Annotated in this window: 24 protein-coding genes; 9 read left to right on the top strand and 15 right to left on the bottom strand. The window is 63.3% G+C overall.

Annotation, left to right across the window (positions count from 1 at the left end; all coding sequences use genetic code 11):
* Positions 1–102: 102 nt before the first annotated feature.
* The 4 genes from Q0X62_RS10250 to Q0X62_RS10235 are packed head-to-tail and all read right to left on the bottom strand — an operon-like array spanning position 103 to position 5,632.
* On the bottom strand, positions 103–1,650 hold the full coding sequence (locus tag Q0X62_RS10250) for a Ppx/GppA family phosphatase (RefSeq protein WP_297735048.1): 1,548 nt from the start codon (positions 1,648–1,650) through the stop codon (positions 103–105).
* A gap of 6 nt (positions 1,651–1,656) precedes the next feature.
* Positions 1,657–3,831, bottom strand: coding sequence for an RNA degradosome polyphosphate kinase (locus Q0X62_RS10245; RefSeq protein ID WP_297735045.1), 2,175 nt, complete (start codon positions 3,829–3,831; stop codon positions 1,657–1,659).
* On the bottom strand, positions 3,828–4,514 hold the full coding sequence (locus Q0X62_RS10240) for a hypothetical protein (protein WP_297735042.1): 687 nt from the start codon (positions 4,512–4,514) through the stop codon (positions 3,828–3,830). The genes Q0X62_RS10245 and Q0X62_RS10240 overlap by 4 nt, the downstream gene beginning before the upstream one ends.
* Before the next feature lie 20 nt (positions 4,515–4,534).
* Complete coding sequence (locus Q0X62_RS10235) at positions 4,535–5,632, bottom strand: DUF2066 domain-containing protein (protein WP_297735040.1); 1,098 nt, start codon at positions 5,630–5,632, stop codon at positions 4,535–4,537.
* Positions 5,633–5,762: 130 nt separating this feature from the next.
* On the opposite strand from Q0X62_RS10235, the gene purM reads away from it, so the two are divergent.
* Both purM and purN read left to right on the top strand, forming a co-directional pair.
* Positions 5,763–6,803 (top strand): phosphoribosylformylglycinamidine cyclo-ligase, encoded by a 1,041-nt coding sequence (purM, locus tag Q0X62_RS10230; RefSeq protein ID WP_297735038.1) that lies wholly within the window; start codon positions 5,763–5,765, stop codon positions 6,801–6,803.
* A gap of 16 nt (positions 6,804–6,819) precedes the next feature.
* Positions 6,820–7,470, top strand: coding sequence for a phosphoribosylglycinamide formyltransferase (purN, locus tag Q0X62_RS10225; RefSeq protein ID WP_297735036.1), 651 nt, complete (start codon positions 6,820–6,822; stop codon positions 7,468–7,470).
* A 34-nt stretch (positions 7,471–7,504) separates the two neighbouring features.
* Here the strand turns inward: purN and Q0X62_RS10220 are convergent, their stop codons facing one another.
* Positions 7,505–8,095 carry a TetR/AcrR family transcriptional regulator gene (locus Q0X62_RS10220; protein ID WP_297735033.1) on the bottom strand — a complete coding sequence of 197 codons (591 nt, stop codon included), beginning with the start codon at positions 8,093–8,095 and terminating at the stop codon, positions 7,505–7,507.
* 134 nt (positions 8,096–8,229) lie between these two features.
* On the opposite strand from Q0X62_RS10220, the gene Q0X62_RS10215 reads away from it, so the two are divergent.
* The 3 genes from Q0X62_RS10215 to arfB all read left to right on the top strand — a co-directional run bounded on the left by Q0X62_RS10215 (position 8,230) and on the right by arfB (position 10,050).
* Positions 8,230–9,090 (top strand): NAD(P)H-binding protein, encoded by an 861-nt coding sequence (locus tag Q0X62_RS10215; protein ID WP_297735030.1) that lies wholly within the window; start codon positions 8,230–8,232, stop codon positions 9,088–9,090.
* Complete coding sequence (locus Q0X62_RS10210) at positions 9,087–9,563, top strand: anthrone oxygenase family protein (protein WP_297735027.1); 477 nt, start codon at positions 9,087–9,089, stop codon at positions 9,561–9,563. The genes Q0X62_RS10215 and Q0X62_RS10210 overlap by 4 nt, the downstream gene beginning before the upstream one ends.
* A 67-nt stretch (positions 9,564–9,630) precedes the next feature.
* Positions 9,631–10,050, top strand: a complete 420-nt coding sequence (arfB, locus tag Q0X62_RS10205; protein ID WP_297735024.1) for an alternative ribosome rescue aminoacyl-tRNA hydrolase ArfB — start codon at positions 9,631–9,633, stop codon at positions 10,048–10,050.
* Between the two features lie 49 nt (positions 10,051–10,099).
* On the opposite strand, the gene Q0X62_RS10200 is transcribed toward arfB, so the two are convergent.
* From Q0X62_RS10200 to Q0X62_RS10190, 3 genes are all read right to left on the bottom strand, one after another.
* Positions 10,100–11,458, bottom strand: a complete 1,359-nt coding sequence (locus Q0X62_RS10200) for a pentapeptide repeat-containing protein (protein WP_297735021.1) — start codon at positions 11,456–11,458, stop codon at positions 10,100–10,102.
* Positions 11,459–11,567: 109 nt separating this feature from the next.
* Entirely contained in the window at positions 11,568–12,593 is a 1,026-nt protein-coding gene (locus Q0X62_RS10195) for an adenosine deaminase (RefSeq protein ID WP_297735017.1), read from the bottom strand.
* Positions 12,594–12,664: 71 nt separating this feature from the next.
* Positions 12,665–13,879 carry a winged helix-turn-helix domain-containing protein gene (locus Q0X62_RS10190; RefSeq protein ID WP_297735014.1) on the bottom strand — a complete coding sequence of 405 codons (1,215 nt, stop codon included), beginning with the start codon at positions 13,877–13,879 and terminating at the stop codon, positions 12,665–12,667.
* A gap of 126 nt (positions 13,880–14,005) precedes the next feature.
* Between Q0X62_RS10190 and Q0X62_RS10185 the strand changes: the two genes are divergently transcribed.
* On the top strand, positions 14,006–15,463 hold the full coding sequence (locus Q0X62_RS10185; RefSeq protein ID WP_297735011.1) for a S41 family peptidase: 1,458 nt from the start codon (positions 14,006–14,008) through the stop codon (positions 15,461–15,463).
* Here Q0X62_RS10185 and Q0X62_RS10180 read toward each other — a convergent pair.
* From Q0X62_RS10180 to Q0X62_RS10165, 4 genes are all read right to left on the bottom strand, one after another.
* The gene (locus Q0X62_RS10180; protein WP_297735008.1) at positions 15,460–16,080 is read right to left on the bottom strand and encodes a LysE family translocator; all 621 of its coding nucleotides are present in this window, start codon (positions 16,078–16,080) and stop codon (positions 15,460–15,462) included. The two genes, Q0X62_RS10185 and Q0X62_RS10180, sit on opposite strands and share 4 nt — an antisense overlap.
* Before the next feature lie 159 nt (positions 16,081–16,239).
* The gene (gene ndk / locus Q0X62_RS10175) at positions 16,240–16,662 is read right to left on the bottom strand and encodes a nucleoside-diphosphate kinase (RefSeq protein WP_297735006.1); all 423 of its coding nucleotides are present in this window, start codon (positions 16,660–16,662) and stop codon (positions 16,240–16,242) included.
* Between the two features lie 106 nt (positions 16,663–16,768).
* Positions 16,769–17,146: a hypothetical protein gene (locus Q0X62_RS10170; protein WP_297734996.1), complete on the bottom strand. Its 378-nt coding sequence runs from the start codon at positions 17,144–17,146 to the stop codon at positions 16,769–16,771.
* Positions 17,143–18,021, bottom strand: a complete 879-nt coding sequence (locus Q0X62_RS10165; protein WP_297734993.1) for a M20/M25/M40 family metallo-hydrolase — start codon at positions 18,019–18,021, stop codon at positions 17,143–17,145. Before Q0X62_RS10165 ends, Q0X62_RS10170 begins: the two co-directional genes overlap by 4 nt.
* 94 nt (positions 18,022–18,115) lie before the next feature.
* Between Q0X62_RS10165 and Q0X62_RS10160 the strand changes: the two genes are divergently transcribed.
* The 3 genes from Q0X62_RS10160 (at position 18,116) to Q0X62_RS10150 (ending at position 20,578) form a co-directional block, all read left to right on the top strand.
* Positions 18,116–19,996, top strand: a complete 1,881-nt coding sequence (locus Q0X62_RS10160; protein ID WP_297734991.1) for an ABC-F family ATP-binding cassette domain-containing protein — start codon at positions 18,116–18,118, stop codon at positions 19,994–19,996.
* Between the two features lie 121 nt (positions 19,997–20,117).
* Complete coding sequence (locus Q0X62_RS10155; protein ID WP_297734988.1) at positions 20,118–20,267, top strand: hypothetical protein; 150 nt, start codon at positions 20,118–20,120, stop codon at positions 20,265–20,267.
* Entirely contained in the window at positions 20,264–20,578 is a 315-nt protein-coding gene (locus Q0X62_RS10150; protein WP_297734983.1) for a hypothetical protein, read from the top strand. The genes Q0X62_RS10155 and Q0X62_RS10150 overlap by 4 nt, the downstream gene beginning before the upstream one ends.
* A gap of 12 nt (positions 20,579–20,590) precedes the next feature.
* On the opposite strand, the gene Q0X62_RS10145 is transcribed toward Q0X62_RS10150, so the two are convergent.
* Genes Q0X62_RS10145 through Q0X62_RS10135 form a run of 3 tightly spaced genes read right to left on the bottom strand, consistent with a single transcriptional unit; the run spans position 20,591 to position 21,736 of the window.
* Complete coding sequence (locus tag Q0X62_RS10145; protein WP_297734981.1) at positions 20,591–20,938, bottom strand: I78 family peptidase inhibitor; 348 nt, start codon at positions 20,936–20,938, stop codon at positions 20,591–20,593.
* 13 nt (positions 20,939–20,951) lie between these two features.
* Positions 20,952–21,287: an I78 family peptidase inhibitor gene (locus Q0X62_RS10140; RefSeq protein ID WP_297734978.1), complete on the bottom strand. Its 336-nt coding sequence runs from the start codon at positions 21,285–21,287 to the stop codon at positions 20,952–20,954.
* Positions 21,284–21,736, bottom strand: a complete 453-nt coding sequence (locus Q0X62_RS10135; protein ID WP_297734975.1) for a DNA polymerase III subunit chi — start codon at positions 21,734–21,736, stop codon at positions 21,284–21,286. Before Q0X62_RS10135 ends, Q0X62_RS10140 begins: the two co-directional genes overlap by 4 nt.
* Between the last annotated feature and the right edge of the window lie 61 nt (positions 21,737–21,797).

Below are 21,797 nucleotides of genomic sequence, written 5' to 3'. Positions count from 1 at the left end.
ACTAACAAATTTAGATAATTCGCACCGGGTGCCAGTTGTTCCTCGGCGTAAACCCGTGGCCGACCCGGGTAGGAGGCATTGGTGCGCCTGGCGCCCCACAACTCACCGCGCTGCGGCACCCCGCCCCGTCACATAAACCACCTCACCCGTCCGCCCGACGGCGGCGGCAAGCTGGTCGAGCAGGGAGACCGAGCGTTCGACATAGAGGTCGCGCACGCTCTCATCGACTTCCAAGCGGATGACATTGGCATCCACGCTCAGGGCATAGCGGTCCAGCAGGGCCGGTGACCGCCCTGACAGCTTGGCGCCCAGGCGCAGGGACAGGCCGAGCATCTGGGCGAGATTGTGCTGGTCCTCGCTGATCAGGTGGAAAATGGGGTTATCCTCCAGCACGCCGCGCTTGCCGGCATAGCGATAATGGATGGCGGCCGCGAGGTAGACCCGCTCGGCATGCGTGACCCCGGCAAAGGGCGCATAGAGGACGCTGTCGCGCGCAAGATCGGCGCGGTGATCGGGGTGGTGGCGGGCGCCCAGATCGGTCAGGCGCGTCGCAGCCTCATGCAGGACACGATCGCGCGCCGCGCTGAAGGCCGTCTCCAGCGCTCCAAAGGCCGGAACAAGCCAGCGCGCGAGCGCCCGTCCGAAATCCGGCGTGGGGGCGTTTGGCAAGGCCATCGCCTCGGCGCCGGCAATCAGCGGGTCCTGGGCCAGGAGGGCTGGCGGCAAGCCGGATGCCAGGACACCTTCGCGCACTCCGAAAGCAGAGAAGACCAGGCGCTTGAATTGGCCCAACTGCATGATCCGGCGCAGCAGGAGGGCCGCATAGGGCAGTGTCGCGACACGGCGCGACGAGACGCCGGGCGTGCCGCGCAGGGAGGCCGGGCTGAGCTGTGTCGCCAGCCGCACCAGCTCATCGGTCTGCCGGGCATTGAGCGAAAATTCATGGACCACATTGAGCGGGTAGCCAAAGCGCGCAAAGGCCAGCTGCCCCAGCGCGCGCCAGGCCCCGCCGACGGCGTAGAAGGCACCACCCTGCCCGGTCAGTTGACCGGTCGCGCCCAGCACCGCATCAATCGACGCGATCAGGGTCGGCTCGTCCATCGCGCCATCGCCAAGCATTTCCTGCGGCCCCAGGGCCGTGCTGACACCGCGGCCCGACAGGCCATCATTCATCACGGTCAATTCGAGGCTTGATCCGCCCAGATCCCCCATAAGACCCTGGGCATCGGGGATTCCCGCGCCTACCCCCGCCGCCGACAGGCGGGCCTCATCCTCGCCGGAGAGGACGCGGACGGTCAGACCCGTGCGTTCAGCGACGGCCTCGATGAAATCAGGTCCGTCACTGGCATTGCGCACCGCAGCGGTGGCGACGACATGGCGGTCGCTGACACCCTTGGCGTCCAGCAGGCGCTGGAAACGCTTGAGAGCCCGCAGGGCGATTTCGCGGCCTTCCGGATGCAGCTTGCCCGTGTCATGCACGCCGCGCCCCAGCCCGGCCATGACCTTCTCGTTGAAAATCGGCCAGAGCGAGCGTCCCTCGACCCGGAAATGAACCAGGCGCACCGAGTTGGAGCCGACATCAATGACCGCGATATCGCGGTGAATGGCCTGCTCGGCCACGAAGTCAGAAGGCAGTGGCGGGCTGGTCAATTCCGGTCAGCCATTACTGTCCGTCAGGACAGGTGGCTGGTCATGCTTGAGGGCATGGCCGCGTCCCGACAGGGATGGGTTTGTCATGAAATAGGCGTGTGCACTAAAAGGCTTATCGACATTGGCCGTGTCCACGCGCCGATAATCGCCCTCGCCATCCATATACCAGGACTGGTCAGTATCATTGATGTTGGCGACCATGATCTGGTCGAGCACCTGGCGATGCACGGTCGGGTTCTGGATCGGGCAGAGATGCTCGACGCGCCGGTCGAGATTGCGGGGCATCCAGTCGGCCGAGGAGATATAGAGTTTGGCCGCCGGTGACGGCATCGCCTTGCCATTGGCAAAGCAAACAATGCGAGAATGCTCGAGAAAACGCCCGACGATGGATTTGACCCGGATATTGTCCGACAGGCCCGGAATGCCGGGGCGCAGACAGCAGATCCCGCGAACGACCAGCTCGACCCGCACACCGGCCTGGCTGGCCCGGTAGAGCGCGTCGATAATCTCCGGATGAACCAGCGAGTTCAGCTTGGCCCAGACCGCCGCCGGCAGGCCCTCGCCCGCATTGACGATTTCCTGTTCGATATGCTCGAGAATGGTTTCCTTCATGCCGATCGGCGACACCGCCAGACGCTCGAGATTGTCGGGCCGGGCATAACCGGTGACATAGTTGAACACCCGGCCGGCATCGCGGCCAAAGGCCGGATCGGCGGTGAAGAGCGACAAATCCGTGTAAATCCGCGCCGTGATCGGATGGTAATTGCCGGTGCCGAAATGGGCGTAGGTGCGCAGGTCGGAGCCCTCCCGGCGAACCACGAGCGAGATCTTGGCGTGGGTCTTGTATTCGATGAAGCCATAGACGACCTGGACGCCGGCGCGCTCGAGGTCGCGGGCCCATTTCAGATTGGCTTCCTCGTCAAAGCGCGCCTTGAGCTCGACCAGGGCGGTGACATTTTTTCCGCTTTCCGCCGCCTCGATCAACGCCGCCACGATCGGACTGTCCTTGGAGGTCCGATAGAGCGTCTGCTTGATCGCGATAACGTCCGGATCCGCCGCCGCCTGGCGCAGGAATTCCACCACCACATCGAAACTCTCATAGGGGTGATGGACGATGATGTCCTTCTCGCGAATGGCCGAGAAGCAATCGCCGCCATGGTCGCGAATCCGTTCCGGATAGCGTGGCTCATAGGGCGTGAATTTATGCTCGGCACGGTCGTCCGGGATCAGCTGCGAGACTTGCGACAGGCCCAGCAAGCCGGAGACCGGAACAATGTCCTGCGGTCCGGCATGCAGGTGCTGGACAATCAGATCACGCAGGGCCGGTGACATTCCCTCATCCAGCGTCAGCCGGACCACAACGCCGCGACGGCGCTGCTTGAGCAGGTTTTCAAACTCCAGCATGAGGTCTTCGGATTCTTCCTCCACCTCGATATCGCTGTCGCGGATCACCCGGAAACTGCCCTTGCCAACGACCTCATGCCCCGGGAAAAGCGCGTCGACGAACATGGTCAACACGCTCTCAAGCGTCATGAAGCGCCTCGATGGGCGCCCCCCATCCTTGGCGGGACGTGTGGGCAGTTCGACGAAGCGCTTCACACCACTGGGCAGTGGAATCAATGCATTCATCAACTTGCCCGTGCCCTTTTTGCGCAGCTGCAAGGCCAGCGCGAAGCCGAGATTGGGGATGAAGGGAAAGGGATGCGCGGGATCGATCGCCAGCGGCGTGATCACCGGAAGGGTGTGTTTCAGGAAATCACCACGCAACCAGGCCTCGTCGGTCTTCGACACCTGGCTGGGCTCAAGCACCTTGACGCCAACCTTGCCGATCTCGGTTTTGAGGGCGCGCCACAGGACTTGCTGGCGGATCATCAACTCGCCGGCGAGCGCATGGATCTTTTCCAGCTGCTCCGCCGGCGTCAGGCCATCAATACTGGTCGAGGAGACGCCATTGTGGACCTGCGCCCGCAGGCCGGCCACACGGACCATGTAGAACTCGTCCAGATTGCTGGCCGAGATCGAGAGGAAACGCAGGCGCTCGAACACGGGGTGGTTGGGATTGGCGGCCTCGTCCAGTACCCGCATGTTGAAACGCACCCAGGACAGTTCGCGGTTCAGGAACCGCTCGGGCGTTTCCATCAAACTTTCCGTCTCGGCGAATTCGCCCACGGGAACATTCATGCCGCGTCTCCAGTTTCGGACCAACTGTCCAGGATTTCGCGCGCAATGGCGCGGGTGATCGGGGTCTTCTTGACCAGGGCCAGCTTGTCCATGCGTTCGGCCAAGACGCGCACTGCCGCGACGGAGCGTTCCATTCGTGGCAAGAGATAGTCTATCACGCCCGGGCGAACCGGCGCGCCCCTGTCGGCCAATTGTTTTTCCATCATCCGGGTCAAAAGCGCATCATCGGCCTCATTGAGATCGACATGCACCAAGGCCCGCAGGCGCGAGGCCAGATCCGGCAGTCTGGCCGGCCAGTACACCGGCAAGGTTCGCGCGGTCAGGAGCAAGGCGGGTATATCACCCTCTGCAGCCCGATTGAGCAGATGAAAGAGCGCATCCTCGTCGACCCCGCGATCGACATCCTCGATCACCAGCAAGGCGTCCGCCGCCAGCGTGCTCATCTGACCGGCGAGCGCCGCCGCGGGCAGGATGAGGGCCTGGTTCTGCAAGGCCCAGATCGCCGCAAGGTGGGATTTCCCGGCCCCTTCCGGCCCGATCAGTGCCATCACATTGCGCGGCCAGTCGTCAGAACGGGACAGGACATCGCGGGCAGCGGCATTCGACGGGCCAAGCATGAAGGCGGCCTCGGAGAAGTCCTCGCGCGCCGGAAGGTCCAGCGCCATTTGCGGTGTCATCGCCATGGCATCAGCCGTCGCATGCCCTATTGCTCGGACAGGACCACCCAGCCCAGTCCGGGATGTTCTTCCAGCGTCGCACCGCGCTCGGCAAGCTCCGAGACCAGCTGATCCAGCTGCCCGCGATAGTCCACCACCATGCGCGCACCATCGCGCGACATGGCATCCAGCTGGGCGCCTTCGACCAGCGAAGCACGGCTGAGTGCGTCCTGCAGACGCCGCCATTCTTCCAGGCCACCATAGAGAACGGTCACGCGCATTGAGGTCGTCTCGAAATCGCGCACGACAGAGCGGCGCTTCCAGTCCTCCTCTCGGTCCGTGACAAAACTCCGGGCCGCGTCGCGCCAGCCACCGTAAACCGTTTGCGGCCCCCATGTATCGACTACCAGTTCGCCGTCCGTCTCGATCGAAACCAGATAGCCACCGAAGCGGCGGATACCATCGCGCTCCCCAGCGCGCAGAACCGCAATCCGATTGAGGCCAAACATGGCGGCCGTATCGCGCAGCGCCATCTCGTCCAGTTGCAAGGCCTGACGGGCGGAAATGGGCACGGAATTGCCAGAACGCGACGGCACGATGACCGGGGTCAGCGCGTGGCTGAAATTCTGGTCCGAAAACGCGGCGCGCCAAGGATTGTTTTCCCACAGCGAGAACCCGCTCTCACCCTCATGCACAGGCAAGACGAGGAGCGGCCGCGACTGCGACTCGACATAGGGCACGCCGTAGGCGGCCATGACCCGGCGAACCGCACGCGGATCGAAGGTAACGTCCAGTTCCGCCAGGTAGCGCGTGGCGCTGCGCTGCTCGTTCGAAATCTCCAGTCCGGCAATCATCTCGGCGATGAGCGCGTCGTCCAGCGCCAGGCCGGAAACCATCTCTCCGGTTTCAGAGAGATGGGCCTCAAGCTCCAGCGCGGTTCCGGCGCGGTCCTCGGCCAGTGTCAGGCGCTCAACCAGGCGCCGGGCGGCATCCAGTTGCCCCTGCCGCATCGCGGCCGTCTGGGCCTGGAGGGCATTCCCGGCAGTGGCATCGATTTCGACCCCGGTGACAGTGTAGGGGTCTTCCGCCCGGGCCGCCGGAAGGCAGGCGAGGCTCAGGCTAAGCACGGCGAGAATGAAACGCACGGTGGCGACTCCTGTAACTTGGGCTTTGGGCGCACTATAACGACCCGCTGTCGGGCGTGAAGCCCGCGGCTTGCGTCCGGGGCGTGTTTCGACATACACCGCGCCTGATTTTACAGACTGGGGAAACGGCATGTCCGGAACCGGAAACGACGATCGCCCGAACGGGCTGACCTATGCCGACAGCGGCGTCTCCATCGATGCCGGCGACGCGTTGGTCGACCGCATCAAGCCGCTGGCCGCAATGACGCGCCGCGCGGGCGCCGCAGCCGACCTCGGCGGATTCGGCGGCGCATTTGATCTCAAGGCGGCAGGCTACACCGATCCCATCCTGATTTCCGGCACGGACGGTGTCGGCACCAAGCTCAAGCTGGCGATTGCCACCGGCAAGGTCGACACGGTCGGCATCGATCTGGTCGCGATGTGCGTCAATGACGTGCTGGCCCAGGGGGCCGAACCGCTCTTCTTCCTCGACTACCTGGCCTGCTCGAAGCTCGATCCGGCTCGCGGCGAAGCCATTGTTTCCGGCATTGCGGCCGGCTGCAAGGAAAGCGGCTGCGCGCTGATCGGTGGCGAAACGGCGGAAATGCCGGGCATGTATGAGGGCGATGATTTCGATCTGGCCGGTTTTGTCGTCGGGGCCGCCGAACGCGGCCGTCTCCTGCCGGACCATGACGCCATGGCCGCCGGTGATGTCCTGATCGGGCTTGCCTCTTCCGGCGTCCATTCGAACGGCTTCTCGCTGGTCCGCAAGGTTGTCGAACTGGCCGGGCTGGACTGGTCCGACGAGGCGCCCTTCGCGCCGGGCCAGACACTGGGGGAGGCCTTCCTCGCGCCGACGCGTCTCTATGTGAAAGCCTGCCTGCCGCTGATCAAGTCGGGGCTGTTGACCGGCCTGGCCCACATCACTGGCGGTGGCCTGGTCGAGAATCCACCGCGCATGACGCCGGATCATCTGGTGCCGCATATCGACTATGACGCCTTCACCCTGCCGCCCGTCTTCCAGTGGCTGGCAGAGACCGGTGGCATTTCCGCTCACGAGATGCACCGCACCTTCAACTGCGGTGTCGGCATGCTGCTCGCGGTCAGCCCGCAGAATGTGGATGCGGCGATGGAAGCGCTTGCGCTGACCGGCGAGACCGCCATGATCATCGGCGAACTCAAACCGGCCTGACGCGAGGAGCACCCAAATGGCGAAGACCAAGATCGCCGTGCTCATCTCCGGGCGCGGTTCCAATATGCAGGCTCTGATTGACGCCACGCGGGACGAGAATTTTCCGGCGGAGATTGTGGTTGTCGTGTCCAATAATCCCGACTCACCGGGCCTCGAGATTGCCCGCGCCGCGGGCATCGAGATCGATGTCGTCAATCATCGCGACTTCGATGACCGCGAGGCTTTCGAGGAAGCGCTGGACGCGACCATCAAACTCTATGGCGCGCGCATTGTCTGCCTGGCGGGCTTCATGCGCATCCTGACGCCCTCATTCACCGAGCGCTGGCGCGATCTGTTGATCAATATCCACCCCTCCCTCCTGCCGGCCTTCAAGGGCCTTCACACGCATGAGCGGGCGCTGGAAGCGGGCGTCCGCATCCATGGCTGTACAGTGCATTATGTGCGCCCGGAAATGGATGACGGCCCGATTATCGGCCAAGCCGCCGTGCCGGTCTTGCCGGGAGATACGCCAGAAACGCTGGCCGAGCGCGTCCTGCAGGCCGAACACAAGCTCTACCCGCAATGCGTGGCTCTGGCCTGCTCCGGCAAGGCGCGCGTCGCGGGCGAACGCGTGCGCCTCCAGGTCCGCGAATTCGGTGCCGAATTGCTGATGAACCCGCACGATTGATTATCGGGCCCGCGGCGTCTCGCGCAACTCACACTCAGGACGGCTTTGTAATCGCCAAACGCGCCAGACGTTTCATTTCAGCGACATAAGCCACTTGCGCCCAGCCACAGCCCTCTACGAGCTGTTCCCAGTTGCGTATGGACAGCAGTGTCCAAAGCAGATCGGTCGCGGCAGAAGCGGGATGCTGAGCTGACAGCTCATTGTCACTCGCAAGGGCGTTGACTGCCGCCTCGCAGCCTTCCCGCAAAGCCGTCATCCGGTCGTCCCAGGCCAGGCGTGCGGCCTCGTCACCGGGCGCCATCTCCAGCAGTGCGCGGCAAACCGGATGGACGACCGGAATGTAATTGCCCCATGCCTCGATGAACGCGTCCAGGCGTTCCAGACCGCATGACGCCTGCCGGCTGGCAGCCAGCCGCGCATCAATCTCGCTACGCGCATCGATAAAACGGGTCACCGCGACCAGCAGCTCGGCCCGGTTGGAGAAATGCAGATAGACCGCCTGGCGGCTGACGCCGGCTGCCTTCGCGACATCGCTCATTCGGGTTTGGCCGCCATCACCCTCTTCGAGCAATCGCCAGCACGCCTGCAGGATCCGGTCCCGCGTTGACCTCCTGTCATCCGCCATCTGCGCATCTCCCCGCTTCCACGACCCGTCCGCCGGGTGAGCGTCCGCCAGTCTGATATCACTTGACACTATGTCAAGGTCGTGTCACTTGACGCGATGTAAACTTTACATCACGTCAAGTCACGGAGATTTCGATGCCTCACACAACCACCCCGACCGAAACCCTCATCATCGGCGCAACCGGCAAGACCGGCCGCCATATCGTTCAACAGCTGCAGGCCGCGCATCATTCGGTGCGGATTGGCTCGCGCCAGGCCGAACGGCCTTTTAGTTGGCAGGATCGCGAGGGCTGGCCCGATGCGCTGCAAAATGTCCGCGCCGCCTATATCGCCTATGCACCGGACTTGGCCGTACCGGGCGCACAAGCGGATATCGCCGCATTCGTCGAAGCTGCCCGGCAAGCCGGCGTCGAGCAGCTCGTCCTGCTCTCGGGACGCGGCGAAGCCGAAGCGCAAGCCAGCGAAGAGATCGTCATGACGAGCGGGCTGCGCTGGACGATCATCCGGGCCAGCTGGTTTTTCCAGAATTTTTCCGAAGGCGCCTTCCAGCCCATGGTCGCCGCCGGTGAACTTCCCCTCCCGGTCGGTCAGACACCCGAGCCCTTTATCGACGCGCGGGACATTGCCGATATCGCGGTCGCCGCACTGACCAGCGTAGAGCATGACGACGAGCTCTATGAAGTCACAGGCCCGCAAGCGCTCACATTTGGCGCGGTCGCTAAGTTGATCTCCGCGCACGTCGGCAAACCTGTTGCCCATATCGACATCCCTCATGCCGACTTTTTGCACGGTGCCCGCCAGGCCGGCCTGCCCGCAGACCATGTCTGGCTGCTCGACTATCTGTTCAGCACGGTCCTGGACGGCCGCAATGCGGTCACCACCGACGGGGTCGAGCGCGCGCTGGGCCGCAAGCCCCGCAGCTTCGCAGATTTCGTGGCCTCGCTGCCGGAGACTGTCTGGATGCCAGCACCAACCGAGACAGAGTCGGCGGCATGAGTATCCTCACCCTCGCCGCTCTCGGGCTAGGCCTCATGGCCGGGCTGGTCGCCGGTATTTTCCTCGCCTTCTCCGACTTCGTCATGCGCGGTCTGGCTTTGGCTGGCGCCGATGCCGGGGCGGCGGCCATGCGTGGCCTCAACCATACCGTCTACGGCTCGAAATTCCTGCTCATGCTGCAAGCCTTGCCGCTGCTGGCCCTGGCTGCAGCGGGAGCGGCATTCCTGCTGGATCGTTCCGACATGGCGGCCTGGCTCGGCTTCGGGGCCGTCAGCCATATCGCACTCGTCATGTTGGCGACACTGACCCGCAATGTGCCGATGAATACCCGGCTCGAAAACCTCGCCAGCGATGCGCTGGGCAGCGCCACCTATTGGCCCGACTATGTCAGCCGCTGGACCGGGTGGAATCATGTCCGCACGCTGGGTGCCATGATCAGTTGTGTCTGTTTCCTCATGGCGTCTGCCGCGTGAGTGAGGGCAAGGCCTTGCGAGCGCGCCTGAAAACACGGCAAGTAGGGGCGCACTCGCGAGGCCGGACATGTTGATCGCCGACACTATTCTGATTGACGAGGCAGAGATCGAGGAGCGTTTCATCCGCGCCTCTGGTCCCGGTGGTCAGCATGTCAACAAGACGGAAAGCGCCGTCCAGCTTCGCTTTGACCTCGCCGGCAACACCACCCTGCCCGAAGTCGCGAAACGGCGCCTGGTGCGCCTTGCTGGCTCGCGCATGACCAAGGACGGCGCCCTGGTCCTGCGCGCCGACACCCATCGCGAACGCGAGCGCAATCGGGCCGAGGCGAGAGACCGGCTTCGAAAACTGATCGAACAGGCGCTGATCGCGCCAAAACCGCGCAAGAAGGCGCGGCCCTCCCTCGCCTCGATGAAACGCGTGAAGACGGCCAAGGCCCAGAAGTCGCAGAGAAAATCCTTGCGCAAGCGGCCTGGCTCCGAGGACTGAGTGCTGAGAGTCAACCGTCGAGGGCTAAGCGTCCAGCGCGTCCAGTCGCCTATCTCACGTCAATTTCGGCATTCGGACAGGTATAGCTGAAGACACTTCCATCATAGCCGATTGTGCGACAGAAAATTGTCTGCTCGCTCATCAGGATGCTGGCTATGTTCCGAACGGCCATGAGATTGGCACCCGTCAGGTCAGCATCAGCGATATTGGCACGGCTCATATCGGCATGACCGAAGATCGCCCCGGTCAGGGTAGCGCCCGTAAAATTGGTTTCGATCAGGGTGGTGCTCGACATATCGGCACGGTTCAGATTGGCGCGGCTGAAATCAGCACCGGACAGGTTGGCTCGGAAGAAATTCGCTCCGCTGAGATTGGCCCCGACCAGGGTGGCGCGGGTCATCTCAAGCCGCATCAGCTGATTATTGCCGAGTGTCACCTCATTCAGGTTGGCGCGCGTCAGATTGGTGTTCCCGAACTGGGTATCATTGAGCCATTGCTGGTGCAGATCAGCGCCCGTCAGATTCGCTCCGACAAAAATCGTCGACCGAAGATTGGCGCCGCTGAAATTGGCGCCGGAGAGATCAGCGCCGGCAAAATTAGCGCCTGTCAGTATGGAGCCGCTGAAATCAACATTGCTCAATCGTGCCCCACGAAAATCTTCCTGCAGGAAGTGCATCCGCGTGAGGCTGGCACCGCGCAGGTCGAGGCCGGTCCAGGCATCGAGCCGCGTGTTCATGTCCATTTGAGCACGCTGTAAATTGACGCGCTGCAGATTGGCACCACCAAGCTGGGCACCGCGCAGGATGGCACCGGTCAGATTGGCATCCGTCAGATTGGCACCGGTGAGATTCGCACCGGTGAGATTCGCGCCCGAAAAGTCCGCGTTCGACAGATTGGCTTGACTCAGATTGGCGCCGGCCAGGCTGGCGCCAGTGAGGTTGGCATAGTCGAACACCGCGCGCGTCAGATTGGCATTCGCGAAGTCGTCATTGGCCAGTTGGGCTCGGCTGAAAACGCTCTCGGAGAAATCGAAATCGCCACCGATCGGAGCGCCGTTCCAGTTTCGGAAATCGCAGCGGCGGCAGGCGCCACCTTCGCGGTGGACAGCAGCCGCGCGCGCTTCGGCCATACGCCGCTCAGCAACACACTGGCCTGGCTCGGCGAGACGGTTGCTGCGGTAGATGCCGAGCCTGTTTTCGTAGGGCCCGGGAGCGGTATTGACCAGAAAGTCGCAATCCAGCGCATAAATCCGAGCAATGAGGTCATCGTGGGTGAGATGTTGAGCCCCTTGCGGATAGGCCCGTCGTGGCAAAGCATTCTGACCCGAGACTGTGGCTCCGCACAGGCTCATGCCAGCCAGAATGGCGACGAGCGACCTCGCCGATACCTGCAAAATATTCAACAACATGGGATATCCTGACCGTTTCGATGACGCGTCGAGACGACCCAGTGTCGTGCAAATCCACCCGTGGAAATCAGTGTTAGACTGAAACCCCGGATCGGCAAGCGAATTGACGTCAGCTGGCGACCATCACATCGCGGACCGCCTCATCGATCGCCGCGAGATGGGCCTCGATCTTGTCCTCGGGCAGGAAGCTGCCGCGGAAGGAGTTCTTGGCCAGCTCGATGATCTCATCGGCGGTCAGACCGATCGCTTCGGCCGTGCGGATATAATTGTCATTCAGATAGCCGCCGAAATAGGCCGGATCATCCGAATTGACCGTCGCACGCAGCCCCAGCGAGAGCATGCGTTTGAGCGGGTGGTCTTCCAGACGGTCAATCACGCACAGGCGCAAATTGGAAAAGGGACAGACGGTCAGGGCCATCTGCTCGCGACCGAGCCGCGCCACCAGCGTTCCGTCCTCAAGGGCGCGATTGCCGTGATCGATCCGGTCGACCTTGAGCAGGTCCAGCGCCTCATGGACATAGGATGGCGGACCTTCCTCGCCGGCATGGGCCACACGCTTCAGACCGAGCGCGCCGGCCGTATCGAAGACACGCTGGAATTTCGACGGCGGGTGCCCCAGCTCGGAACTGTCCAGCCCGACACCATGGATGCGATCAAGATGCGGTTTCGCCATATCCAGCGTCTCGAAGGCAGCCTCTTCAGAGAGATGGCGCAGGAAGCAGAGGATGAGGCGGGATGTCAGGCCCCACTCGGTCTCGGCCTTTGCCAGCGCCCGGCTGATCCCGTCCAGCACGGTCCCGAAAGCAATGCCGCGATCCGTATGGCCCTGCGGATCAAAGAACAGCTCGACATGACGGACATTCTCGGCGTGAACACGGGACAGGTAAGCCCAGGTCAGATCGAAAAAGTCCGCCTCGGTCACGAGCACGTTCATGCCGACATAATAGATGTCGAGGAAGTCCTGCAGATTGGAGAAGTCATAGGCCGCGCGGATCGCCTCGACCGAGTCATACGGGATCTCGATGCCATTTCGCCGGGCCAGCTCGAACATCAGCTCCGGCTCGAGCGAGCCTTCCAGATGCAGGTGAAGCTCGGCCTTGGGCAGGGCTTGAACGAGACGGGCAAGATCGGTCATGGCAGCGCTCCGGCGATTGGCTTGGCGCATGGTCTGTCAGCTCGCCGGTTGGCGCAAGCGTGGCAGCCGGTTCAGCAGGTCGCGTCGGTTGAGCGTGCCAGCCCGTCACATAGCGCCGCTGCATCGGCTGCATTGCCCGACTGTTCCAGCAAGGCGGCCAGGCCCCGCACCGCCCGCGCATTGAACGGGTCCAGCGTCAGCACACGTCGATACCAGAGCTCGGCCTCTTCCGGTGCCCCGTCCGCGAGCTTCGCTTCGGCGACCGACAATCCGACGCTGGAATGCCAGGGCCGGATCTCGACCGGGTCACGGGCGTATCGCCGCTCCATGGATATCCAGGCCTGTTCCAGATAGGGGGTCGAGCGCTCCGGCTGGCCCATGAGGCGGTGGAGTCCAGACAGATTGATCATCGTCCCCCAATCATCCGGATCGATGACCAGGGCGCGCTCATAGCTGCGCTCGGCCCAGCTGAACTCGCCGGCCGCAGAGACGGCGAGCCCCAGCGCCCGCCAGGCTCGCGCATGAGAGGGATCAAGCTCGGTTGCACGCCGGGCCATGGCCACCGCGCGCTCGAGACCGGCGCGCGCGGCCTCGCTCTCCAGCCAGCCTTCTTCCAGCGCCTGGCTGAGCGAGCTTCGCACATTGCCCTCGCTCTCAGAGCCCTGGAAGCGGATCAGGCGCTGGGTCAACGCATTGGCGAGACCGGCCAGGGCGGCCGCATTGTCAGCGTCGTCATCCAGCACGCTTTCATAGAGGCGCAGCGCGGCTTCATTATCGGCGCGGGTATACTGATGGTAGAAGCCGTCGGCACGGGCCAAGCGGTCACTGGCGGCATGATTGGCGGGCGCGCTTCCCTCGCCGAACATCAAGCCCCAGCCCAGCATCGCCACGAAAAGAACCGCCAGGGTCACGGCCATCACGCCGAAGCCCCGCCGCCAGCTTTCTGCGCTCGCGGCAAGCCGGTCAACCGGGGTCGAGACCTCTGCCACCAGGCGATAGCCGCGCTTGGGTACGGTCGCGATATAGCGCGCATTGCGGGCATCATCCCCCAGCGCCTTGCGCAATTTGAAGACTGTCCGGGTCAGCGCATCGTCATTGACATGAACCTCGCCCCAAAGGGCCGCCGCGATCTCGTCCTTGCTGATCACCTCGCCCGGTTGCCCGGCGAACAGCATCAACAAGTCCATGACGCGCGGCTCCAGCTCGATCTCCCCCGCCTCGCCGGAGATCCGGTTGGCGGTCGCATCAACCAGCCATTCCCCGATTGTCACGCGCTTGCCCAGCATGTGCTGCCTCTTGCGAATTCAGGGGTAAAAATAAAAAGGTCAGAACTTCAGGACCCCCCGGTCATGGCTTTCCTACACGAGCCGGCGCTTTCGTAAAGCCGCACCCCGCAATATGGAAGGTAACCCATGCGCCTGCTTGCCCAACCCGTCTGCGCCCTCGCTGCGGCCTTGCTGACCCTGTCCACCCAGGCCTGCGCCCAGGAGGACCACGTCACCGCGCAACAAGCGCGCGAAGACCTGGACCATCTTTATCACGGCCTACGCGCTTCCGCCGCTGACCTCTATTCGGAAACGCCCGAATCCGTGTTCGAGGCCCGCTACCAGGAAATGCGCGCGGGCTATGACGCCCCGATCACGCCGCACGCCCTCTACACGGACTTTCAGCGCTTCACCGCCCTGGCGCGCCAATCCCATAACCGGATGGACGGTCTCAGCCCCGGCTGGCCGGCTTTCTTCTCCCGGGGCGGCCCGATCTTTCCGCTACGTTTCCAGGTCGCTCATGGTGAGGTGATCGTCTCCGCCGCCCCGCAGGGCAGTGCGGTGCAGCCGGGCGACCGGTTACTCGCCCTGAACGGCGAGCCCAATCCGGTCTGGCTGCAACGCCTGACACAGCATGTCTCTGCCGACACTCCGGCCCTCGCCTACTCAATCCTCAGCCAGGGCGAGTTTTACTATGTGTGGCTGGAATACGGTGTCCGCGACAATTTCACCGTCGAGATCGAGCGAGAGGGTGTCGCGCAGACCCTCACCCTGGATGCCATTCCCGCCGAATCCATGTGGGAGCTGGAAGAAATCGAGCCGGGTTTTTCACTGGTCGGCCGCGAAGCGAGCATGTTGACCACGACGACCGCCTATCTGCGTCCCGGTCCCTTCTTCGATGTCGACGCCGAGACACCGGACCAGGCCTATGCGCCGGCAGCGGTGCAGCGTTTTACGGGCTTTATCGATGCGGCTTTCGAGCGCTTTATTGAGACCGGCGCGACCGACCTCATCCTCGACCTGCGCGACAATCCGGGCGGTGATATCTCATTTTCCGATCCGGTGGTCGCGTGGTTTGCCGACGAACCGTTCCGGTTCGCATCGGACTTCCGGGTTCGCGTGAGCGCACAGACCGCCGCGTCCATCCAGGCGCGGATTGATGCCAACCCGGACGGCGACCATGACGTCTCGCGGGACCTGATCGAATTGTTCGCCAACACCGAACCCGGCGACCTCGTCTCCTACGACCTGCCCTATGCTCAGCCTCGCCACGGCCAACAATTCACCGGCAATGTCCATGTCCTGGTCAACCGCAACAGTTTCTCCAACGCGGTGACCACGGCGGCCCTGATCCAGGACTACAGTTTCGGCACGATTTATGGCGAAACCACGCGGGACATGGCGACGACCTTCGGCGCGATGGAATATTTCACCCTGCCCCATTCCGGTTTCCGTGTCGGCTATGCCAAGGCCCACATCATCCGCCCCAATGGCGAGCAAGAGACCCATCCGGTAACGCCGGATGTCAGCCTGCCCGCTCCGACTGTGCGCGGCGCTGATGATGTGATGCTGGACGCATTGCTGGCCCGCCTCGCCGAGGACTAGCTGACGAGGACCATCGCGATGGTCGCGACAATGATCAGGGCAATCCCCGCATTGAGTATTCGGGCCCAGCGGGGGTCGCCCAGGAAACGTTTCAGCGTCCCGCCGGCAAACATCCAGGCCAACCCGCCGGGCGAGCCGAAAATGATGAAGGTCACCACCATGATCAATGCCCGCTCGGGGGCGGTCTCGGCCAGGGCAACATAGGCGCCCGCCGCCGAGATCGTCATCATCAGCGCCTTCGGATTGATGATCTGGAAGAGTGCCGCCTCATGGACCTTGAAGGGGCGCGTGCGCGTTTTCCCCTTGGCACGCTGGGCGGCCGGCAGGGGATGGACCGCCGCTCGAACAAACTGGCTCGCCATCCAGGTGAGCCAGAGCGCGCCGCCGATCTTCACCACAAGCAAGGCGACCGGATAGCGCTGCACCAGCTCACCGAGCCCGAAGACGCTGGCGACAAGCAAAAGGTTGAAGCCGATATTCACGCCCAGCCAGTGCGGCAGCGTCCGGCGGATGCCAAACAAAGCGCTCGACGACATCACCATGAGATTATTGGGTCCGGGCGTGTAGGACATCGCGCAAACGAAGCCCACCAGGCTGAACCAGAGCGCGATATCCATACACGTCCCCGCATAAAGTCAGGATTGCCAGTTAGGGTCGCCCGCGATCCCGCGCAATCCGTTTCCTGCGATCACCAGGACAGCTGCCACCGCGTCTTCAGCCAACAAAAAAGGCCCGACGTTTCCGCCGGGCCTGTCAAGCTCGATCAGGCGTATGCCCTAGCCGACGATCTCGTCGTCGGAGAAGAAGAAGGGGATTTCCTCGGCGGCGGTTTCCGGCGCGTCGGAACCGTGCACGGAATTGGCTTCGATCGACTCGGCGAACTCCTTGCGGATCGTGCCGGCATCGGCCTGTTCCGGGTTCGTCGCGCCCATCACGGTGCGGTATTTGGCGATGGCGTCTTCGCCTTCCAGGACCTGGACGACGACCGGGCCGGAAATCATGAAGGTGACGAGGTCGTTGAAGAAGGGACGCTCCTTGTGGACGCCGTAGAAGCCTTCAGCCTGCTCGCGCGACAAACGGATGCGCTTCTGGGCGATGATGCGCAGGCCGGCTTCCTCGATCTTGGCGTTGATGGCGCCGGTAAGGTTACGGGCAGTGGCGTCAGGCTTGATGATGGAGAAGGTGCGTTGGATCGCCATGGGAGAAGTCCTTGAGACTGAAACTGTGATTGTCCGGGCACACACCCGGCCTGTGGATTCGCGCGGCTTATAGCGGTCCGCCGTCCTCTTGAAAAGCGGCAGAGTGTTATCCGGTCACGGCCGGTTCGACGGGCTTGCGCCAGGCGGCAACAAGATAGGCCCCGGCAAGCAGATAAAGCGCAGAAACGAGCATGAAGACCCACCCCGTATTCGCGATCGCGTGCGGCGAGCTGACCGGGGCGACGACAAGCAGGCCGGCGAGGCCGAGCCGGAACACCCCGTAAATCACAAGCCATAGCGCCCAGACACGCACAGCTACACGTCCGGCACCACGCCCGGCCAAATGAGCTGTGATCAAGGCGAGTGAGACAGCGAAGATGAAGACCAATGGCAGGGGAGAACCAATCAGGGCGTAGATGACGGCCCGCACCGTGAAGGCAGCCAAGGTCAGAGCCAGAACGCCAACAGGTAGCGACAACCTCATGACGCCTGCCCCCGCATCAATCTCAACAAGACACCCTGCATGAGGCGCGTATTGCGAGCCAGATAGGCGTGATTGAGCGTGTCGGCCGTGTCGGTAGACCGGTGTCGGTGCGGCGAGGAATCGCGCAAGCGAAAAGCTTCGCCCAGACAGACGGCATCAATGCCGCGATCCCGAAAAGAGACGTGATCGCTGGAATCATAGGTCACACGCGTGATGGGAATATCCATCTCCCGCGCGGCCCGCTCATAGCGCGGGTACCAGCTGTCCGGGGCATCAATCTCGATTGCCCGGTCGCCATCACTGTCCCAGCCTGCCATGTCGATGGAGTGCATGGAATGAATGTCTTCGCCGGCATTCACCAACTGGCGCGCAAACGCCGCACTGCCGATCTTGCCCTCCTCTTCCTGGTCAAAGAAAACGAGGATCACGGTGTAGTCCCGCCTCGGCTCCGCAGCGATCGCCTCGGCAATACTCAGCATGGCCGCAATGCCACTGGCATTGTCGTCGGCCCCCGGACTGCCGGCTTCGCTGTCATAGTGGGCGCCAAGGATGACAACCGGAGCATCGTCGAGCGTGGCCGGGATCGTCGCGGTCACATTCACCCCGCTGAAGGGCGGCATGATCAGATCCAGCAGCGGATGGACATTGGGTGCGCGATAAGGCTTTCGCTCAGCCGTCAGACCCCGGCGCTCGATCTCCGCCATCAGAAAGTCAGCAGCGGCGCCGCGCTCACGGCTTGAGCTGCGGGCCGGCGCAGTCGCCGCCTGGAAACGGGCAATGAATTCGCGCTGCGAGTCGGCCAGCGCTTCCTGCGCCTGTCCCGGCCCTGCGGTGAACAAGACAATCGCCAAACTCGCCACAAGACGCAAAGCCATCGCATTCTCTCCCCATCGCGAAGCTGGGCAGCCTTTATGGCAAGAGTAAGACCTGCTTGCGCGCCCTGCCGCTCCGCGCTAACCGCGTCTCGCCATGTTGCACATCAATGACCTCACCTATCGCATTGAAGGGCGGATGCTCTTTGATCAGGCGACGCTCTTCCTGCCGGCCAAGACCAAGATGGGTCTGGTCGGTCGCAACGGGACAGGCAAATCGACCCTGTTCCGGCTGATCCGTGGCGAGGCGGCGACCGAGGGCGGTGAGGCGCGCGTGCAAAAGGGTGCCCGCGTCGGCTCGGTGGCCCAGGAAGCGCCGGGCGGTGATGACAGCCTGATCGATGTGGTGATGGCCGCCGATACCGAACGCGCTGCCCTGCTGGCCGAAGCGGAAACGGCAACCGAACCCAATCGCATCGCCGAGATCCAGACCCGACTGGCCGATATCGACAGCCACACCGCCGAAGCTCGCGCCGGGTCGATCCTGGCCGGGCTGGGTTTTACGGGTGAGGAACAACGCCGCCCCTGTCGCGAATTTTCCGGCGGCTGGCGCATGCGGGTGGCCCTGGCCGCCACCCTGTTCGCCCGGCCCGACCTCCTTCTGCTGGACGAGCCGACCAACTATCTCGATCTGGAAGGCGTGATGTGGCTGCAGGCCTATCTCAAGACCTTCCCCGGCGCCGCCCTGGTCATCTCGCACGACCGCGACCTGCTCAACGGCGCCATGCAGAAGATCGCTCATCTCAAGCAGGGCAAGCTGACCGTCTGGGATGGCGGCTATGATGATTTCGAGAAGGCGCTGGCGGAGCGGCAACGCTTGCAGATGAAAATGGTCGAAAAGCAGGAGGTCGAGCGGCGCCATCTGCAATCCTTCGTCGACCGCTTCAAGGCCAAGGCGTCCAAGGCCAAACAGGCCCAGTCGCGGGTCAAGCGGCTGGAGAAGATGCAGATCGTGGCGACCCAGGTCGAGGACCCGGTGGCGCCCTTCAACTTCCCCAGCCCGCAACGCCGCATGGCCCCGCCGATTGTGCGCATTGTCAATCTCCAGGCCGGCTATGCGCCGGGCAAGCCGGTCCTGCGCGACGTCAATCTCAACATCGACACCGAGGACCGGATCGGCATTCTCGGCCGCAATGGCGCCGGCAAGTCGACCATGGCCAAACTCCTGTGCGACCGGCTCGTTCCGCTCGAGGGGCATCTGCGCAAGCACAAGAAGATGCAGATCGCCTATTTCGCCCAGCACCAGATCGACAGCCTGTCACCGGACATGTCGGCCTATCAGCACATTATCGAGCTGATGCCGGACGCCACCGAGGCCCAGCGCCGCGCCCGGCTGGCGACATTTGGCCTGCCCGGGGACCGTCAGGAAACTCCGGCCGACACGCTGTCCGGCGGCGAGAAGGCGCGCCTCCTGTTCAACCTCATCACCTTTGAGGGCCCGCACCTCCTCATCCTCGATGAACCGACCAACCATCTCGACATGGACAGCCGCGCCGCCCTCATCCAGGCGATCAATGAGTATGAGGGCGCCGTCGTCCTGATCTCGCACGACCGGCATCTCATCGAGAGCTGTGTCGACCGGCTCTGGGTGGTCGGTGATGGCACGGTCAAACCCTATGACGAGGATATCGAGACCTATCGACAGTCTCTACTCGGCCGCGCCCCGAAGGATGGCCCGAAAAAAAAGACCGCCGCGATGGACGAAAAGACCGTCGCCCGCCGCTCCGCCGCGGACCAGCGCAAGGCCCTCAAACCCCTGCGCGACGAGATCGCCCGCTGGGACAAGGAAGCCGACCGCCTGCGCGGCATCATCGACGTCATCGACAAGGCCCTCGCCGCGCCGGGCCTCTACCAGAAAGACCCCAAGACCGCGACCGACCTCCAGATCAAGCGCGCCAAAGCCGTCGAGCTTCTGGATGCGGCGGAGATGAGCTGGCTGGAAGCGGAAGAAAAGCTGGAAGCGGCGCAGGCGGGGTAGAGCCCATTCCTGTTTTATGACGATTGCTTGCCGCATTATTGCGCCGCCCTCGTCCCGTTAAGAAACCATTCGTAATTGCGCTCATATAATATGAGCTCCTTAGAACAAGGTGGATGGATCAATGAGATCCGCAGGCGCACTGCCGGGCGTCATCTACCAAAAGGGTGACCGACCGGCGGTAGAAAAACTGGCTGATCTGGCCGAGGCCGGACCTATCGGGTCCGGCACTTTTCCTGTTCGGGTTCTCGCCCGCGCCGGAGGCCTGTCATGAAGATCGATGCCATACCGCCGTCGCGCCCGCTTCCCGCCCGCAAGACCGGTTCGCCCACGGCACCGAAACAGCCGGCCCCACGCCCCGATGACAGCTATCACAGCCCGGACGAGATCCGGGTCGATATCGTGTTGCCGCCGGATCCGGACTCCCATGACGCACCTGACAACCCGCAGGCTGCCGACGGGGATTTGCTCAATCGTGAGGCCGCGATAGAGACGGCGCAGGCACTCGGCGCCTGGCTGGCACGGCACACACGCTCATTGACCAGCCATCACGCGGCCCGTCTGCAGCATCTCTTCATCGCCTAGCGAAAAAGGCCGTCAACCGCAGGCCAGGCTTTCGACCACGTCATTCTCGTCGACGCGAATGGTCAGACGATCCGGTCGGTAATCCATGGTCACCACCGAATTGGGACCGACGACCCGGTAATTCTCCGGCACGGCCGAGCGCGGCACACTGACACGCGGCTGACCGACAAAATGCTGCAGGTCTTCCATGCCGCATGTGCCGGTGATCGGCGCGCGAACCTCACTGCCATCCACATCCTCGGCCGCTCCCAATGGCGGCAGCTCACCTGCCGATGCAGGCTGGGTTGCAGGCGCAGGCCCTCGTGTTGTCAGCGCGCACCCGGCAACGAGACAGCTCAAAAGGATCACACGCATCTTCATGACAGGAACTCGCTCAACCACACCAGGGCCGCAGGATGACACCGGCTTCGGAGAGGTCAAGATTGAGGCGTTCACGGCGATAATCACGGGTGACGGCGGTATCCGGATAGATCAGGCGGATATTGCCGTGCAGGGTGCCCAGATCGACCTCGTCGACCGACTGGCCGACCAAATAGCTCATCGCATTGGCGCCGCAGAAAGCGTCCGGGTCCGTCGGCTCGCCGTTGTCCACTTCGCCGGAGAAATCAGGCTCCGGCATCATTGTGTCGCCACCATCAATCGGATGTCCGCCCGTCGAGCAAGCCGTGACTGCCAGTCCGGCCAGTGCGATCAACAAAAAACGTGTCATGCCTTCTTCTCCCATCGGCCTTCCGGCGACTGGCGCCAGTAGGATACTGTACAGCCCTGCCCCGAGGCTTTCTTCCACAAGGCGCGGGCGTCGTTCACCGCCATCTCGTCCTGCCCGTCAAACATGACGATCATGCGGTCAAAGGATGACGGATTTTCGGGTTCGGCACCATCCAGCAGGAAGAGGCACTGGGCTCGATTGGGATTGGCTTCATCCTCGGCGATCAGAACCGGCTGGCGCTCGGCATCCCCGGCCTCGGCCTGGGCATGCGGCAGGAAGCTGTCGGGACGCCAGGACCACAGGAGCTGATCGAGTGTTTCGCGACGCTTGGCGTCGGGCGAACGCACCAGAGCCCGCCAGCCCCGCGCCAGCGTCTTCTCCAGCAATTCGGGCAGGACCTCGTCCAGCGAGGATCGCTCGAGATGGTAGAACCAGAGATCGCCGCTCATGCCCTCACCTCTTGCCTGACATGAAAAGGGCGGCCGCTCCGGCCGCCCTCATCACCTGCAG

The organism is uncultured Maricaulis sp., assembly GCF_947259345.1.
Taxonomy (GTDB): Bacteria; Pseudomonadota; Alphaproteobacteria; order Caulobacterales; family Maricaulaceae; genus Maricaulis.
The sequence above is the reverse complement of the archived record's forward strand: the minus strand, read 5'-3'. Positions and strand labels throughout refer to the sequence as shown.

Coding starts and splice junctions, on each gene's coding strand:
- Q0X62_RS10245 (WP_297735045.1), bottom strand. CDS start 3,831: ATGAATGTTCCCGTGGGCGAATTCGCCGAGACGGAAAGTTTGATGGAA.
- Q0X62_RS10240 (WP_297735042.1), bottom strand. CDS start 4,514: ATGGCGATGACACCGCAAATGGCGCTGGACCTTCCGGCGCGCGAGGAC.
- purM (WP_297735038.1), top strand. CDS start 5,763: ATGTCCGGAACCGGAAACGACGATCGCCCGAACGGGCTGACCTATGCC.
- purN (WP_297735036.1), top strand. CDS start 6,820: ATGGCGAAGACCAAGATCGCCGTGCTCATCTCCGGGCGCGGTTCCAAT.
- Q0X62_RS10220 (WP_297735033.1), bottom strand. CDS start 8,095: ATGGCGGATGACAGGAGGTCAACGCGGGACCGGATCCTGCAGGCGTGC.
- Q0X62_RS10215 (WP_297735030.1), top strand. CDS start 8,230: ATGCCTCACACAACCACCCCGACCGAAACCCTCATCATCGGCGCAACC.
- Q0X62_RS10210 (WP_297735027.1), top strand. CDS start 9,087: ATGAGTATCCTCACCCTCGCCGCTCTCGGGCTAGGCCTCATGGCCGGG.
- arfB (WP_297735024.1), top strand. CDS start 9,631: ATGTTGATCGCCGACACTATTCTGATTGACGAGGCAGAGATCGAGGAG.
- Q0X62_RS10200 (WP_297735021.1), bottom strand. CDS start 11,458: ATGTTGTTGAATATTTTGCAGGTATCGGCGAGGTCGCTCGTCGCCATT.
- Q0X62_RS10195 (WP_297735017.1), bottom strand. CDS start 12,593: ATGACCGATCTTGCCCGTCTCGTTCAAGCCCTGCCCAAGGCCGAGCTT.
- Q0X62_RS10190 (WP_297735014.1), bottom strand. CDS start 13,879: ATGCTGGGCAAGCGCGTGACAATCGGGGAATGGCTGGTTGATGCGACC.
- Q0X62_RS10185 (WP_297735011.1), top strand. CDS start 14,006: ATGCGCCTGCTTGCCCAACCCGTCTGCGCCCTCGCTGCGGCCTTGCTG.
- Q0X62_RS10180 (WP_297735008.1), bottom strand. CDS start 16,080: ATGGATATCGCGCTCTGGTTCAGCCTGGTGGGCTTCGTTTGCGCGATG.
- ndk (WP_297735006.1), bottom strand. CDS start 16,662: ATGGCGATCCAACGCACCTTCTCCATCATCAAGCCTGACGCCACTGCC.
- Q0X62_RS10170 (WP_297734996.1), bottom strand. CDS start 17,146: ATGAGGTTGTCGCTACCTGTTGGCGTTCTGGCTCTGACCTTGGCTGCC.
- Q0X62_RS10165 (WP_297734993.1), bottom strand. CDS start 18,021: ATGGCTTTGCGTCTTGTGGCGAGTTTGGCGATTGTCTTGTTCACCGCA.
- Q0X62_RS10160 (WP_297734991.1), top strand. CDS start 18,116: ATGTTGCACATCAATGACCTCACCTATCGCATTGAAGGGCGGATGCTC.
- Q0X62_RS10155 (WP_297734988.1), top strand. CDS start 20,118: ATGAGATCCGCAGGCGCACTGCCGGGCGTCATCTACCAAAAGGGTGAC.
- Q0X62_RS10150 (WP_297734983.1), top strand. CDS start 20,264: ATGAAGATCGATGCCATACCGCCGTCGCGCCCGCTTCCCGCCCGCAAG.
- Q0X62_RS10145 (WP_297734981.1), bottom strand. CDS start 20,938: ATGAAGATGCGTGTGATCCTTTTGAGCTGTCTCGTTGCCGGGTGCGCG.
- Q0X62_RS10140 (WP_297734978.1), bottom strand. CDS start 21,287: ATGACACGTTTTTTGTTGATCGCACTGGCCGGACTGGCAGTCACGGCT.
- Q0X62_RS10135 (WP_297734975.1), bottom strand. CDS start 21,736: ATGAGCGGCGATCTCTGGTTCTACCATCTCGAGCGATCCTCGCTGGAC.